Below are 15,992 nucleotides of genomic sequence, written 5' to 3' on the forward strand. Positions count from 1 at the left end.
TTTATCTTGGATGCATAATCTGAGATATAATGAATCACATTTCTAAACGTATTGCCCTTTTTCTGGGGCCACTAGTCTTTATTTTATTACAGATTATTGGTAAGCCTGCGTCAATGCCAGAAGCTGCCTTTGATGTACTTTGCGTCACCATTTTAATGGCAGTTTGGTGGGTAACTGAAGCAATTCCAATCTCGGTAACGGCTTTGATTCCGATAATTCTTTTTCCGCTAACCGGGGCATTAGATATTGAAACTACCACCGCCGCTTTCGGACATAAATATGTGTTCTTATATCTTGGAGGTTTCATGCTGGCTGTGGCTATTGAAAAATGGAATCTGCATAGACGGATAGCACTCTCTATTATCAACATTATCGGGACCAATATAAAATTGATCATCCTTGGGTTTATGGTGGCTACAGCATTTCTATCTATGTGGATCTCAAATACGGCAACTTCGGTAATGATGTTGCCAATAGGAACGGCAATTATAAGTCAGCTTAAGGACAATCCCAATACCAGGCACAATGAAAATAAAGTCTTTGGTAAAGCACTGATGCTAGCTATAGCTTACAGTGCTTCTATTGGTGGGATCGCAACGCTTATTGGAACTCCTCCAAATCTGGTTCTTGCCGGGATCGTAGAAGAGCTCTATGGCATAGAAATCAGCTTTACGAAATGGATCATTCTGGGCTTTCCCATCTCTGTTCTCCTGCTATTTATTTGCTGGAAATATCTAACTACAAAGGCATTTAAGTTTACACATCATGAATTTCCGGGAGGTAAAAAAGAAATTGAAAGACTGCTTAATGAACTTGGGAAAATAAGCACGCAGGAGAAACGAGTGCTGGTTGTTTTCGGCCTGACTGCCTTTTGCTGGATAAGCAGGAGTTTTTTAATTCAGCCATTTTTACCTTTTATAGATGATACGATCATTGCCATGTCGGCTGCCGTTTGTCTTTTTTTGATTCCGTCAGGCAAATCAGGACGGAAGCTTATAAATTGGGAGCAAGCCGTAAAGATTCCCTGGGGTATCATTTTACTATTTGGTGGTGGTATGGCGCTAGCAAAAGGATTTGGTGATTCAGGCTTAGCGGTTTGGATAGGAGGTCAGCTAACCAATCTTGAAAACCTACCGTTATTCTTGCTGGTGTTAGTGCTCATCGCTGCTGTGAACTTTTTAACCGAGGTAACTTCCAATCTGGCCACTACCGCCATGTTGCTGCCAATTCTCGCTTCTATGGCCGTGGCACTGAATTTACATCCTTACTTTTTAATGGTAGGCGCTACCCTGGCCGCTTCCTGTGCTTTTATGCTTCCGGTAGCGACTCCGCCTAATGCCGTGGTTTTCGGCTCAGGTTATCTGCATATCCCGGATATGATAAAAACAGGTATTTTTATGAATATACTTTCTATAATTATACTCAGTCTCGTGGTATATTTTGCGCTACCATTACTTTGGGATTTTGATCCTGAAGTTATTCCGAAGAAATTTAAAATACCAGTGACTTAATCTTGTTCCTCTTCGAATTCTTCGTTTTTAGCGAATTTTTTAGATCTTAAAAAATACTTGGGGCTTACACCATATTTCTCCTTAAAGATCTTTGAGAAATAACTCCGATTATTTAAACCGATAGAAGTAACAATCTCTGAAATATTCTTTTCTGAAAGTTTCAGCATTTCTTTAGCAGCTTCCAGTTTTATATGCTGCATATATTTATTCACCGTAAAATTATACACATATTTAAAACCTTCCTGAAGCTTATTTACATTGGTGCCGGCTTCTTTTGCCAGCATTTCTACGGTAAGATTGGTGCTTAGGTCTCCCTGAATTCTTTTGGCTACATAATCTACTTTTTCAATATCAGATTTTCTCAATATCTGGGGTAGATTCTCTCCATTTTCATCATCTTCATATTGAGCGATCTGGATAACAAGCATTTCAAAGGCCTTACCTTCCAGAAAAAGATTTCTCAAAAATCCGGTATAATCTTTTGTATTGATTTCTTCCATAAGATCTGCAGCCTTAATACTGTAATTTCCCTGATAGAAGAATTGCTTTTTTGAAACCGCATCCTTAAAAAGTTCCTTTAGAGTAGGATCAAGATCTTTAAAATCATAGTTAGATCTATGGGTGAAAACAGACCGGATAATCTCCAGGCTGGAAACATGGGTAGGAACATCCTTCTTGAAATATAAAATATGCCCATCGTAGCCATTACTGCTCACCACAATATTTTGATAGGTGTCTATTTTATGAATTCTTTCTGTTTTCTGAAAACAATGCCCTGCGCTACCTTCAGAGCAAAAGATAAATTTTAAAGGATGAACTGTATTTAGAGAAAAATGGATTTCAACGTCTTCGAAAAATTTACAGTTATAAGAAACATATCCCATTCCGGAATCAAAGCTTACTCCCTTAATAGAGCCTTCGCCAATTTCAGAAGGTATATCAACAGTTAGTTCACCACTGTCGTTTTTTAGTTCGGTATTAAGAGTTTCGGCAATATCCTCAAGGATTTCATTAACCGGTAGGGTTTTTACATCAATTCTCATTTGTAAATTTCGTGCAATTAACGCTTTTTAACAAATATTTTTTATTCAATAATTATGCAAAAGTAAAATTTGTCTGAAAATATAGGGGTTTTCATAAACATTATTGTCTATTAAGTTAATTCTAATGCGAATAACGTTATTTGCAGATTCGTATTTTTCCTGTTAGATTTTTGGAGGATATTGTATAATTAGAATTATTTGTTAAAACTTTTTATAGACTTCATTAAGGCTGTATTTTCAATAAAAATCCTAATATGAGTACAGATAAAGATAGATCTTCGCCTGTTCCTACAGATCATAAAAAATCTGAAGACGGTGTAAATCAGTCAACCGAAACCAGAACTCAAAATTCCCGTTCAAAATTATGGGTTGTTATACTAGTGGTAATCATTTTTTTGCTTATCATTCTTGCGATTACCGGCGTAGTGAATTTGTAAAACTGAACGTCGTAATATTTCGTAAATAGTATAAACCAATAATGATAGTATGTCTAAAAATTATTATGACGCTGCCGACTTAAGAAAATTTGGTGAAATAACCGAATGGAGTGAAGAACTGGGAACAAAATTCTTTGACTATTATGGAAAAGTTTTTGAAGAAGGAGCTCTTTCTGCAAGGGAAAAATCGTTGATAGCCCTTGCTGTATCACATGTGGTGAAATGTCCTTATTGTATAGATGCTTATACAAAAGATGGTTTGCAGCGTGGGATCACCAAAGAAGAAATGATGGAAGCGGTTCATGCCGGTGCTGCAATTGAAAGTGGCGCGACATTGGTGCATGGAGTGCAAATGATGAATAAATACAAGAAACTGAGTATGTAAGTTTCCCATAACTTATCATACTAACCCTGTAAATTGAATTACCTTTATGCTTACTAAATCGCTTAAAGCGAGAAAGGACGACCTTTCAAGCCCTAAAAATCAATTAAAGTTTTTAAATAATGGAATCTTTAAAGAGGGGGAACTTCCTCGATTTAAAGATAAAATTGCAGAAACTGGAAATTTCCCCTTAAAACCTAAAAAGCTGGAAATTCTTCAATTAAATCTTGGTTACATGTGTAACCAGGTATGTTCTCATTGTCACGTTGATGCCGGTCCAGATAGAAAGGAGATCATGACTAAAGAGACCATGGAACAGTGCCTGGAAGTTATTAAAACTACCGGAGCACATACTTTAGATCTTACAGGGGGTGCACCGGAGATGAATCCTAATTTTAGATGGTTTGTAGAGGAAGCTTCGAAAGCCGGGATCAAAGATTTTATTGTACGATCTAATCTTACCATTATTCTTGCAAATAAAAAGTATCACGATCTTCCGCAGTTTTTTAAGAAGCATAATGTCCATGTAGCTTCATCGCTTCCTTTTTATAAAAGGGAAAAAACCGATAAGCAGCGTGGTAGTGGAGTGTTTGATAAGTCTATCAAAGCTTTACAGATGTTGAATGAAGTTGGTTATGCCCAGGAAGGTACCGGTCTTAAACTAGATCTGGTCTATAATCCCTCCGGAGCATTTTTACCTACCGACCAGGAAGCTATGGAACATGATTTCAAAGTTGCCTTAAAAGAGGATTTTAATATAGATTTTAATAGTCTTTTCGCTATTACCAATTTGCCAATAAGTCGTTTTCTTGAATATTTAATAGCATCAGAGAATTACGAAGATTATATGTATGCACTGGTAGAAGCGTATAATCCAACAGCGGTAGAAAATGTAATGTGTACCAATACTATTTCTATTAGCTGGGATGGCTGGTTGTATGATTGTGATTTTAATCAAATGCTTGAGCTTAAGGTAGACAGTAAAGTGCAACATATCAGCGAGTATAACGAAGACCTTTTAAACGATAGAGAAATTATAATTTCTCAGCATTGCTATGGCTGTACTGCCGGAGCAGGAAGTAGCTGTCAGGGAACAGTAACAGAATAAATAGCAGAATGAGGAATAATTCTGCTGTTCTAATTTTTGCAAATACTGTTGAAAAAGAGATTTTGAAGAAGGGAATTCCTTCTTCTGAATTTTTTGACGAGCTCAATGAACAGGTACTTCGGACTGTAAAAAAATCTGGATTAACTTATTTCCTGATTACTGAAAATGAGCAAATCGGGAATTCTTTTGGCGAACGTTTTAGTAATGCTATTCAGCAGGTATTTGATAAGGGCTATGAAAATGTTATAAGTATTGGAAATGATACTCCGCAACTTACAGCTGCTCATTTAAGACAGACCAATGAACTGCTTCGGGATAAAAAGATCGTACTTGGTCCTTCCCTGGATGGTGGATTTTATCTCATGGGTATTCATAAATCTCTCTTTAGAAGAGCGCAATTCTTGAAATTACCATGGCAAACCGCCAGTTTAGTAAAATGTGTTGAAAGATTAATTCATAAATCCGGAGCTGCCAGTTATCGGTTGGAAGTGCTTCAGGATATTGATGATGCCAAAGACTTAAATTCTTTACTTCATATTTTTAGCGGAATTTCGTCAGAGATACGCCGCATCATTGTTCAGCTTCTAAGAAAAAGCTTCTCATTCTTTCAAAAGAAGCAAAAAATAGAAAGAAGCACTTACCAGTATAGCTTTTACAACAAAGGTTCTCCCGTAATACTTCATAATTAGTTGAACTCAGGCTGAACTCTTCAGCAAACACTCATTTTAACTTAACTAACCAATGAAGTTTATTTTCATAAGCATTGCTATGTGCTTATCACTATCTGTATTTTCACAACAGAAAATCACGGGTAGGGTAACCGATAGTTCGGGAATTGCACTTCCTTATGTGAACGTGATTCTGGAAAATTCCTCAAAAGGAACTACTACCAACGATGCCGGGCGATATAGTATTAGTCTGGAAAAACTGAAAGGAAATCTTGAATTCTCCTCTCTGGGATATAAAACACAACTTGTACCGATAAAGGGAAGGAATACTATTGATGTGGTCTTTTACGAGTCTGAATCTGTCCTTAATGAAGTGGTGGTTACCGCTTTGGGACAGGCCCGAGAAACCCGGGGTCTTGGGTATGCTGTACAAAGCATTCAGGAGAAAGAAATTTCAGAAGTTAAGGCTCCGAATTTCCTTGATAATCTGGGCGGAAAACTTGCCGGGGTCACCGTTAACCAGGGTGCAACTGGAGTAGGCTCATCTACAAAAGTGACGATTCGGGGAGAAGCTTCTTTTTCTAACAACAATCCATTGTTAATAGTAGACGGTACTCCTATTAATAACAATACTGTATTCCCGGCAACTTCTGAAGCTGCTGCAGGATTTCAGGAGGTAGATTTTGGAAATGGAGCTATGGAAGTGAATCCAGATGATATCGCTTCGGTTTCGGTCTTAAAAGGTCCTAGTGCAGCAGCACTCTATGGTACGCGTGCTTCTAACGGGGTTATTATTATTGAAACTAAAGATGGTTCTAAACAAAAAGGCTTGGGAATTAGTATAAATTCCAGTGTTTTTATAGATACCGCTTTTCAATTACCTGAATTTCAGAACGAATTTGGACAGGGAAATTCAGGTCAGTTTGAATTTGTAGATGGTCTTGGAGGTGGAATCAACGATCTAATTACTTATAGCTGGGGTCCGAGACTGGATGTGGTAAATATGATTTCGCAATTCGATAGCCCGGTAGTTTTAGATAATGGAACGTTAGTTAGAGGAGGAGATACTTCGGTCTATGGAGAAGAAGCTATCACTCCTACTGCTTTCAATTCCCATCCCGATAATTTGAAGGATTTTTATAGAACAGGAGTGACAACGATTAACAATGCCGCAGTTTCTTCCGGTTTTAATAATGGTAATTATCGTCTGTCGTTTACCGATCTTCGAAGCGAATCTATTCTTCCGGGAGTTAATTTAGACCGGCAAACCGTAGCAGCCAGTTTAAATTTTAAGCCATTAAGAGGTCTGAAAATAAGGTCTCATATTAATTACGTGAATTCCGGTAGCGATAATCGGCCTGCAAATGGATATGGTTCAGAAAACCTGAATTATTCTCTGGTTGCGTGGGGTCCCCGTTCTTTAAAGATCGAAAATTTAAAAGATTACTGGCAGCCCGGGCTAGAAGGTGTAAAGCAGTTCTCTTATAATTACACCTATTTTGATAATCCATATTTTACGCTTTATGAAAATACCAACTCCTTTGGAAGGGATCGTGTTTTTGGAAACATTTCTGCTACCCAAAAGATCAATTCCAATTGGAGCGTGAGTTTACGTTCGGGAATGGATTATTCTAATGAAAAACGGAAATTTAAACGAGCTTTCAGTTCTAACAGGTTTAAGAATGGCGCTTACGGCGAGCAGGATGTACTTTATAGGGAAATAAACACCGATTTTTTAATAAACTATACCAAAGATTTTGGCGATATTTCTGCTGATATTTCTTTCGGCGGAAATAGATTAGACCAGAAGGTTTCGAATACACAAAGTCAAACAACAACACTTGCACAGCCTGGGGTTTTCAAACTTACTAATGCAGCTTCACCAATTGAAGTGTATCAGTTTGAATCTGAAAAACGGATTAACAGCCTCTACGGAATTGCGAAGTTGAAGTATAAGAACTTTCTCTTTCTGGATGTAACCGGAAGAAATGACTGGTCGAGTGCACTGGCAACACCATTTTCAGTAGATAATACCTCTTTCTTTTATCCTTCGGTTTCTTCCAGTTTTATTTTATCTGAAGTGATAGAATTGCCTGAAGTGATATCTTTTGTGCAGCTACGCGCAAGTTGGGCGCAGGTTGGAAACGATACAAACCCTTATCAAACTACGGGCGCTTTTGTGTCGCAAACTCCTTATAGATCGCAACCTACCTACAGTGATCAGAACATTATTTCCAATCCTAACTTAAATCCTGAGCAAACAACTTCGTATGAGGTAGGAGGTGATATTCGCTTTTTCAATGATAGACTGCGCTTTGATGTGACTTATTATAATGCATTGACTGAAGACCAAATCCTTTCCCTACCTATAGGGATTTCTTCAGGCTATACCCAGAAAGTAGTGAATGCAGGAAAAGTACGATCTCAGGGGGTGGAAATTATTGCCGGAATGGTTCCTATTAGAACTTCTAATTTTCAATGGGACGCCACATTTAATTTCAGCAAGAATGTTTCAAGAGTGGAAGAGTTGCCGCAGGAAGCCGGTAGATTAACGCTGGCATATAATAGAATTTATGATAATCCAGATCAAACCGTTTGGCTACAGGTGGAAGAAGGTGGTGAAATAGGAGATCTTTACGGAACCGGCTATAGAAAGAATGAAAATGGAGATTTTATTTTAACGGAAGAAGGCCGTTATATAGCCGATAATAATTTGCAGAAATTAGGGAACTATAATCCCGATTTTATGCTGGGCATCAATAATAACTTCAATTATAAAAACTGGAATCTTTCGTTTCTTTTTGATTGGAGACAGGGCGGAATCCTGGTTTCCAGAACCAGAGCCTTAGCAACGGTTGGCGGACAACTAGCTGAAACCACTCCACGACCTGAAGAAGGAATAGTACCCCAAGGTGTGGTAAATATGGGGACTGAAGAGAATCCTGAATATGTGCAAAATACGACTGCAGTTTCAGCAGAGTCGTATTATCGCCAGTTTTATGATCGAAATCATGAAGAAAATAATACTTACGACGCTTCTTATTTGAAGTTGAGACAATTTTCCCTTGGATATACATTTGATCTTAAGAACGATTTTCTTGGATTTATGAAGCAGGGCGGTACCGTGAATCTTTCGTTGATTGGCAGGAATCTATTTGCACTTAGCGAAATTCCACATTTTGATCCTGAACAACTTGCTGTACAGGGACAGGGTTTTATCAGCGGAGTGGAAGATATGTCTTATGCGACTACGAGAAGTATAGGATTTAAAGCAGGGATTAATTTTTAGTCCATAATGGGCATTTATAAATGAAAAGGATTCGTCAAGCTGAACATGTTCCAGCTTCTCAATTTTAGGTTCTGAAGCAAGTTCAGAATGATGTAATTATAAAAATCAGAGGATGAAAAAATATAAAAATATAGCAGTGATCGTTTTGGCAATTTTCGCCATGCTTTCCTGCACTAATAATTTCAAGGAGAAGAACACCAATCCTAATGCCCCGGTAGAAGTTCAACCTGGTTTATTATTGAGGCAGGTAATTTACGATTATGGCGAGCAAATGTCTTATGAGGGTTTTGTTGCCGGTAATTTGCTGGGGCAGTATTTAACTGCTCTGGATTTTAACCTTTTTGATCGTCATGCTTTGAAGTCACCACAGTTGGGAGGAAATCCCTGGCCAATTCTCTATACCAATCTTCGCAATAATCAAATCATCCTGAATAAGTCAAGGGAAAATGAAGCTTTTCGTGTTTATGAAGGTCCGGCATTGATACTAAAAGCCTATATGGCCGCAACTTTGACCGATCTTTTTGGCGATGTTCCTTATACTGAAGCTTTTCAGGGAAAAGAAGTGACAACAACCCCGGTATATGATGCGCAGGAGGATATTTATTTAGCTGAAGATGGAATTTTGGAAAATCTGGAGAATGGAATTGCAGCAATAGAGGCATATGATGGTAATTTTTCTTTAGAAGGGGATATACTTTTTGATGGAAATCTTGATAACTGGGTTCGTTTTGCCAATTCATTGAAGATTAAATATTTGATGAGAATTTCTTCCCGGGAAAATGTTTCAGCTGAGTTACAAGAGCTTTATTCTGAAGGGAATTATATCAAAGAAAACGCTCAAAATGCGGTGTTTGACTTTACTTCAGGAGAGCCAAATAGTTTTAGAATGCAACAACTAAGAGTTGGTGATTTTAATAATTTCGTCATGTCTGAAACAATTGAAGAGATACTTGTAGAATTAGATGATTCAAGAATAGAAGTTTTATTTAGGCCAACGGCAAATGATGATGCCATTTATAACGGACTTATAAACGGAATTGATGCTTCTCAAACTTCTATTTCCCCTGCAAATTATTCGTATGCAGGAATGATTTTCAGAGAAAATACAGGTGTTTTAGACGCCAATTTTCTTACTGCCTGGGAAACCAATTTCTGGCTGGCAGAAGCTGCTGAAAAAGGAATGATTTCCGCAAATCCTGAAATGCTTTACAACACTGCAGTAGAACAAAGTTTTGATTACTGGAATACACCCTTTTCTGAAGAATATTTAAACGGGACGGCTGCATATGGGACAACAGGAAATAATATAGAGCAAATTATTACTCAAAAATGGATTGGGAATATGATTAATGGATATGAAGGCTGGATTGAGTGGCGAAGAACCGGCTATCCAGATCTAAAACCCATTTCTGCCAGCCTGAATAATGATTTAATTCCTGTTAGAATGCCATATCCTACAGAAGAAGAAGCGTTAAATGCTGAAAATTTCGACGAAGCGGCTGCGGCTACTGATGGGAATAGTATCAATTTCCCGGTATGGTGGGATGAGTAAATGAATTTCTTGTCATCCTGAGCGCAGTCGAAGGATGCTTTCGAACCTGAATATTAAAAGTGAATTAATTGATTGATTTTTCTGAAATAGCACCGGTTTACTGGCAATGGTGGTTGCTTATAGTCTCCAGTCTGGCATTTTTGATATTGTCGCCCTGGGCAAAGACTAAAGCGCAGTTTTTCAAAGCTACCTTCCGTAATAGAGCTCCAAGTGCAGGGATGCTCACCGGGAGCCTTATAATTTCCTGGATCTTTGCCAAGAGCATTACCAATGCTGCAAATCTTGGGCTTGATTTTGGGATCGTTGGAGGAGTTGCTTACGCGGGGTATTACCTTTCTTTTGCGATCGCTGGGATCATAATTTACTTAATGCGGGTAAAAGGTGGTTTTAAAAGCATCCACCAGTTTCTTATTGAAAAGTTTGGCAGGGGAGCAATTGTTATTTTCTCGATTCTTATCAGTATTCGGCTTTTTAATGAGGTTTGGTCCAATACCATGGTAATCGGAAGTTATTTTGGTGAAATTGGATCATCATCCTTTTACTGGTCTATTCTAGTGTTTACAGTGTTAACCCTGGCCTATGCACTAAAGGGAGGCCTTAGTAGTTCCATTTTTACCGATGTGATCCAGATGGGCTTATTCGCTGTATTGCTATGTGTGATCTTGTGGAATATTTTTAGCATTGGAGAAATGGAGGTGAAAGAAGTTGTAAGCTCTGGTGACTGGACCATGGCTACAGGATTGAATCTGCTTTTTGCGGCGGTATTGCAATCTTTTAGTTATCCGTTTCATGATCCTGTATTAACCGATAGAGGCTTTATTAGTAAACCTAAAACTACGCTTCGAAGCTTTATATTTGCTAGTATTTTCGGCGGAATCTGCATTGTTTTATTCAGTATTATTGGTGTCTATGCTCAGAAAAACGGAATGGAAGGTCAGGCGGCCGTTGAGGTTGGGAAGTCTTTTGGAGTGGTGATATTATTGGTGATCAATTTTATCATGATCACCTCTGCGGCATCTACCCTGGATTCTACTTTTTCATCATCTTCAAAATTATTAACCCTGGACCTGAAATTTGGAAAAACTATCAAATCAGGTAGAATCGCGATGATCATTGTGGCGATACTGGGAACAATTCCCGTTTTCCTAAATGCTGAAATACTTTCAGCAACTACCATTTCAGGAACAATGGTTATTGGCTTAACTCCTATTTTTATATTCTGGAATATGAAAGTGCCGAAGATCAGTTTCTATCTTAGTGTGATTTGCGGACTCGTTTTTGGATTCCTACTGGTCTTTAATTTTTTCCCTCAATTCCTGATTTTTACGGAAGGTCCCTATGCCGATCTTCTGTGGATTAATATTTGGGGAATACTTAGTTGTATAATCTTATATTTGATCCCGAAATGGCTGAAAAAGTAATCGATCTAAATAATATTGAAGGGAGAATCCTTGTATTCGGGGGTGTTTATAGCAACCTACAGGCATTACAGGAACTCATTCATAAGGCTGAATCTTTAGGGATTCCTCCTGAAAACTGTATATGCACAGGAGATATTGTTGGTTATTGTGCACAACCGGAAGAAACGGTGCAGGCTTTCAGGAAATGGGGCGCTCACAGCATCGCCGGGAATGTCGAAATTCAGCTTGCGGAAGATAAGGAGGATTGTGGATGCGATTTTCGTGAAGGCTCTCGTTGTGATGACTTTTCAAAGCAATGGTATCCTTATGCTAAAATTCATCTTTCTCAGGCTTCCATTGAATGGATGAAAGATTTACCGCTTCATATCCGATTTAATTATGTCGGAAAGAAGGTGCAGGTAGTTCATGGCTCGGCTTTTCAGGTTTCAGAATTTATTTTTAAGTCTACAGATTGGTCGCTTAAACAACGGAATTTTACTGAAACTGACACCGATGTGATCATAGCAGGTCATTGTGGATTACCATTTTCGCATTCAAAAGAAGAAAAATTATGGCTGAATCCCGGGGTTATTGGAATGCCTGCAAATGATGGTTCTCCTAAAACCTGGTATGCGGTCCTGGATTCAGAAAAGAAAATTACTTTTGATCATCATTCCTTAAAATATGATCATCAACTGGCAAGTTCACTCATGATGAAGAACCAGTTGCCGCAAGAATATGCACGAACCCTTATTACCGGAATTTGGGATAACACCGAAATATTACCCGGCCTGGAAAGCGGTTTACAGGGGTTTGGCTTAAATGTTTAGAAAACAATAACATCTCTTGTCGCTTTAAATTCGTAAATAGAAGAAAGAATTACTTTGAAGAACCTACTAATTATACTTTTTATAATATCCGGCTGCTTAATCGCATCAGCGCAAGATAAACCTTTAGACAAATTGTTATCCAGGTATAATAGTGGAAAGGTTTCATATATCTCTGTGGAAGAGTTGAAGATGAAATACTTGAATGATGCTGTGGTTATTTTGGATGCACGGGAAAAGATAGAGTATGATGTGAGCCATTTGCCCGAGGCAATATTTGTTGGGTATTCCAATTTTTCTGAGGATGAAGTCTCAAAGAGGTTTAAAGACAAATCTGCTTCTATCGTGGTCTACTGTTCTATAGGGATTCGTTCAGAAAATATTGCTGAAAAACTTCAAAAAGCTGGTTATACAAATGTTTCAAATTTGTACGGTGGAATCTTTGAATGGAAAAATACAGGTTTTAAGGTTTTTTCCAACGGGAAAGAAACGAATAAAGTACATGCCTTCTCCAAAAACTGGGCGAAGTATCTAGAAAAAGGCGAAAAAATATATTAAGTGACTGAAATAAATAAAGAAAAATTACTTCTCATATTTACAAAAAATCCGGTTGCCGGAAAAGTAAAGACCAGGCTGGCGAAAGATCTTGGAAATGAGAAAGCACTCGAAATCTATAAGTTTTTATTAGATCATTCTGCAAAATTTACTTCTTCTGTAAATGCTGCTAAACAGGTTCATTATTCCGATTCGGTTAATAACAATGATATCTGGAATAATGAGATGTATTCAAAAAAGAAACAATTTGGGGAAGATCTTGGTGAGCGCATGCTGAATGCGTTCAAAAATGGATTTGAAGAGAATTATAAAAAGATAATTGTCATTGGAAGCGATATGTATGATATCGATTCTAATGATATTGAAAATGCTTTCGAGGAATTGGAAAATCACGAGTATGTAATTGGACCTGCTGAAGATGGCGGGTACTATCTATTCGGGATGAAATCCTTAAATTCGGACGTATTTAAAGATAAAGAATGGGGAACTTCCAGTGTTTTAAAAGATACTTTGAAAGATCTTAGTAATGAAGACGTCAAATTACTGGAATCCCGAAACGATGTAGATCTATTGGATGATATTAAAGATCATCCTGCATTTCAAAAATATATAACTATATGACCGATAGAATAAACGAATCTGTAGATTATTTAAAATCCAAAGGCTTTGGTGAGCCGGAAGTCGGAATCATCTTAGGTACAGGCCTGGGGAAACTTCTGGATGATGTAGAAATAGAAGTAGAAGCCAGTTATAACCATATACCTTATTTTCCAACCGCCACGGTAGAATTTCATAAAGGGAAGCTGATCTTCGGAACGCTACAAGGGAAAAAAGTAGTGGTGATGCAGGGCAGGTTTCATTTATATGAAGGTTACAGCCTGTTTGATGTTACCTTTCCGGTAAGGGTAATGAAGCGTTTGGGGATGAAAAGATTATTGGTTTCCAACGCATCAGGAGCAATTAATCTTGATTTTAAAGAGGGAGAATTAATGCTGATTGATGATCACATTAATTTACAAGGTGGATCTCCTTTGGCTTTCCATGGTGTTGAAAAACTGGGAGAACGTTTTGTGGATATGAGCGAACCTTATGATGCTACCATGAACCAAATTTTTGAAGAAGCTGCCAAAAACCAGAATATCACTTTACATAAAGGAGTATATGCTTCGGTTGTTGGTCCGCAACTGGAAACCAGGGCAGAATATCGATTTTTGAAAATTATCGGTGCAGATGCAGTAGGAATGAGTACGGTACCGGAAATTATTGTGGCGAATCATTTGGGAATCCCGGTTTCAGCAATTTCTGTGATCACAGATCAGGGTGATCCTGAGAATCTTGAAAAAGTGAATATTCAGAAGATACTCGCCAATGCGGCGAAAGCAGAACCTGATATGGTGAAATTATTTAAAGAATTACTTCAGAAGATATAACATGAGTTATTTAGAAACGACCAAAGATGTATATAGAGACGCAGCATTAACTCCAGATGTTGGATTGTGTTGTACTACCAATCCTGTTTGGGAATTACCGGGTTTAAAGATACCTAAGATCATGCAGGAGATGAATTATGGCTGCGGAACTACCGTGCATGCAAGAGATCTCACCAACGACCCCAGAATACTTTATGTAGGTGTAGGTGGAGGAATGGAGTTACTGCAGTTCGCTTATTTTTCAAGGCAAAAATCTGGTGTTGTAGGGATAGATGTAGTAGATGAAATGCTGGAAGCTTCCAGAAAGAATTTCAAAGTAGCAGAAGAAATGAACCCGTGGTTCAAATCAGAATTTGTTGACCTTAAAAAAGGGGATGCCACAGATCTGCCTGTAGAAGATAATTCTATTGATGTAGCGGCTCAGAATTGTCTTTTCAATATTTTTAAAACTGAAGAGCTTACCAAGGCTTTGAAGGAAATGTATCGGGTATTGAAGCCGCATGGGAAACTTGTAATGAGTGATCCTACTTGTGAGCAGGAGATGAATGACGAGTTGAGAAACGATGAAAGACTACGTGCATTATGTCTTAGCGGAAGCTTATCTATCAAAGATTATGTAAAGGCACTAACCGATGCAGGTTTTGGTACAATTGAAATTAGGGCGAGAAAACCATACAGAATTCTGGATCCAAAAAACTATCCTACTGAAGAACTCGTATATATAGAGTCTATTGAAGTTGCGGCGATCAAAGATCCAATGCCGGAGGATGGCCCCTGTATCTTCACCGGAAAGGCGGCAATTTATTATGGACAGGAAGATCTTTTTGATGATAAAAAAGGACATATTTTACTAAAAAATCAACCTTTAGCAATTTGCGATAAAACAGCAAATGCTTTAGCCGACTTAGGTCGCGATGATATTTATATCAGTGAGTCTACTTTTCATTATGATGGAGGAGGCTGCTGTTAATTTTTAAAATTTAAACTATGAAAAAGTTATTTTTAAGTTTTGCAATTCTAATTTCAGGAGCATGTATGTTTGCTTCCTGTAATCTTATTTCCAGTGCGGGATTAAACAGTAAAGGATTGCCTACTCCAGATGCTTCTGAACAATCGAGCACAGATAATTCAGAACAAATTGTGGATCACAGTATATGGGATGAACTTCTGAAAAAACATGTAAAGGAAAACGGACTGGTAGATTATAAAGGTTTTAAGAACGATCGTGAAAAACTGGATAAATACCTGAAAATGCTTTCTTCAAAAAATCCTTCGGAAGACTGGGGAGCAAACGAGTTACTTGCTTACTATATCAATCTTTATAATGCCTATACGGTAGATCTTATATTGAGAAATTATCCAGTAAAAAGTATTAAAGATATTGATAGTCCATGGACAGAAGAATTTGTAAAAGTTGGGGATACCGAAATTTCTCTTGGCGGAATTGAGAACAGCGTGTTGCGTAAAATGAATGAACCAAGAATTCATTTTGCTATTAATTGTGCTTCCATTTCATGTCCGAAACTTATGAACTGGGCCTATACAGCTGATAAAATTGATAAGCAGTTGGACCAGGCAACCAAAGAATTTATCAATTCAGACAAAAATGAGATTACGGCCAATTCAGCTAAATTATCATCAATTTTTGACTGGTATAAAAAAGATTATACAGAATCTGGGATGAGTATTATTGAATATGTGAATCAATATTCCAATACGAAGATTAATTCTGGAACTAAGACTACCTATAAAGATTATAACTGGAACCTGAATGATACGAAATAGGTTTT

The 15,992-nt window shown here is 37.8% G+C and carries 15 protein-coding genes; 14 read left to right on the forward strand and 1 reads right to left on the reverse strand.

The features are described 5' to 3' along the window. Nucleotides 1–29: 29 nt before the first annotated feature. A complete protein-coding gene (locus GFO_RS16975) occupies nucleotides 30–1,511 on the forward strand; it encodes an SLC13 family permease (RefSeq protein ID WP_011711437.1) in 1,482 nt (493 codons plus the stop codon). Here the strand turns inward: GFO_RS16975 and GFO_RS16980 are convergent. Continuing rightward, nucleotides 1,508–2,554: a helix-turn-helix domain-containing protein gene (locus GFO_RS16980; protein ID WP_011711438.1), complete on the reverse strand. Its 1,047-nt coding sequence runs from the start codon at nucleotides 2,552–2,554 to the stop codon at nucleotides 1,508–1,510. The two genes, GFO_RS16975 and GFO_RS16980, sit on opposite strands and share 4 nt — an antisense overlap. 254 nt (nucleotides 2,555–2,808) lie before the next feature. On the opposite strand from GFO_RS16980, the gene GFO_RS16985 reads away from it, so the two are divergent. From GFO_RS16985 to GFO_RS17045, 13 genes are all read left to right on the forward strand, one after another. Beyond that, nucleotides 2,809–2,991: a hypothetical protein gene (locus tag GFO_RS16985; protein WP_011711439.1), complete on the forward strand. Its 183-nt coding sequence runs from the start codon at nucleotides 2,809–2,811 to the stop codon at nucleotides 2,989–2,991. A gap of 49 nt (nucleotides 2,992–3,040) precedes the next feature. After that, on the forward strand, nucleotides 3,041–3,376 hold the full coding sequence (locus tag GFO_RS16990) for an arsenosugar biosynthesis-associated peroxidase-like protein (protein WP_011711440.1): 336 nt from the start codon (nucleotides 3,041–3,043) through the stop codon (nucleotides 3,374–3,376). 46 nt (nucleotides 3,377–3,422) lie between these two features. After that, nucleotides 3,423–4,481, forward strand: coding sequence for an arsenosugar biosynthesis radical SAM (seleno)protein ArsS (gene arsS, locus GFO_RS16995; RefSeq protein ID WP_011711441.1), 1,059 nt, complete (start codon nucleotides 3,423–3,425; stop codon nucleotides 4,479–4,481). Between the two features lie 8 nt (nucleotides 4,482–4,489). Next, nucleotides 4,490–5,170: a TIGR04282 family arsenosugar biosynthesis glycosyltransferase gene (locus GFO_RS17000; protein WP_011711442.1), complete on the forward strand. Its 681-nt coding sequence runs from the start codon at nucleotides 4,490–4,492 to the stop codon at nucleotides 5,168–5,170. Nucleotides 5,171–5,222: 52 nt separating this feature from the next. Then, entirely contained in the window at nucleotides 5,223–8,438 is a 3,216-nt protein-coding gene (locus GFO_RS17005; RefSeq protein ID WP_011711443.1) for a SusC/RagA family TonB-linked outer membrane protein, read from the forward strand. A 112-nt stretch (nucleotides 8,439–8,550) separates the two neighbouring features. Beyond that, on the forward strand, nucleotides 8,551–9,990 hold the full coding sequence (locus GFO_RS17010) for a SusD/RagB family nutrient-binding outer membrane lipoprotein (RefSeq protein WP_011711444.1): 1,440 nt from the start codon (nucleotides 8,551–8,553) through the stop codon (nucleotides 9,988–9,990). Between the two features lie 86 nt (nucleotides 9,991–10,076). Further along, complete coding sequence (locus GFO_RS17015; RefSeq protein WP_041250429.1) at nucleotides 10,077–11,411, forward strand: SLC5/6 family protein; 1,335 nt, start codon at nucleotides 10,077–10,079, stop codon at nucleotides 11,409–11,411. Then, complete coding sequence (locus GFO_RS17020; protein WP_041250430.1) at nucleotides 11,396–12,220, forward strand: metallophosphoesterase family protein; 825 nt, start codon at nucleotides 11,396–11,398, stop codon at nucleotides 12,218–12,220. The genes GFO_RS17015 and GFO_RS17020 overlap by 16 nt, the downstream gene beginning before the upstream one ends. 54 nt (nucleotides 12,221–12,274) lie before the next feature. After that, on the forward strand, nucleotides 12,275–12,775 hold the full coding sequence (locus tag GFO_RS17025; protein ID WP_011711447.1) for a rhodanese-like domain-containing protein: 501 nt from the start codon (nucleotides 12,275–12,277) through the stop codon (nucleotides 12,773–12,775). Beyond that, the gene (locus tag GFO_RS17030; RefSeq protein ID WP_011711448.1) at nucleotides 12,776–13,393 is read left to right on the forward strand and encodes a TIGR04282 family arsenosugar biosynthesis glycosyltransferase; all 618 of its coding nucleotides are present in this window, start codon (nucleotides 12,776–12,778) and stop codon (nucleotides 13,391–13,393) included. Next, nucleotides 13,390–14,202, forward strand: coding sequence for a purine-nucleoside phosphorylase (locus GFO_RS17035; RefSeq protein ID WP_011711449.1), 813 nt, complete (start codon nucleotides 13,390–13,392; stop codon nucleotides 14,200–14,202). Before GFO_RS17030 ends, GFO_RS17035 begins: the two co-directional genes overlap by 4 nt. Nucleotide 14,203: 1 nt before the next feature. Next, entirely contained in the window at nucleotides 14,204–15,172 is a 969-nt protein-coding gene (arsM, locus tag GFO_RS17040; protein WP_011711450.1) for an arsenosugar biosynthesis arsenite methyltransferase ArsM, read from the forward strand. Between the two features lie 17 nt (nucleotides 15,173–15,189). After that, nucleotides 15,190–15,987 carry a DUF547 domain-containing protein gene (locus tag GFO_RS17045; RefSeq protein WP_011711451.1) on the forward strand — a complete coding sequence of 266 codons (798 nt, stop codon included), beginning with the start codon at nucleotides 15,190–15,192 and terminating at the stop codon, nucleotides 15,985–15,987. The last annotated feature ends 5 nt before the right edge of the window (nucleotides 15,988–15,992 follow it).

The sequence above is a fragment of the Christiangramia forsetii KT0803 genome, assembly GCF_000060345.1.
In the GTDB taxonomy this organism is placed as follows: Bacteria; Bacteroidota; Bacteroidia; order Flavobacteriales; family Flavobacteriaceae; genus Christiangramia; species Christiangramia forsetii.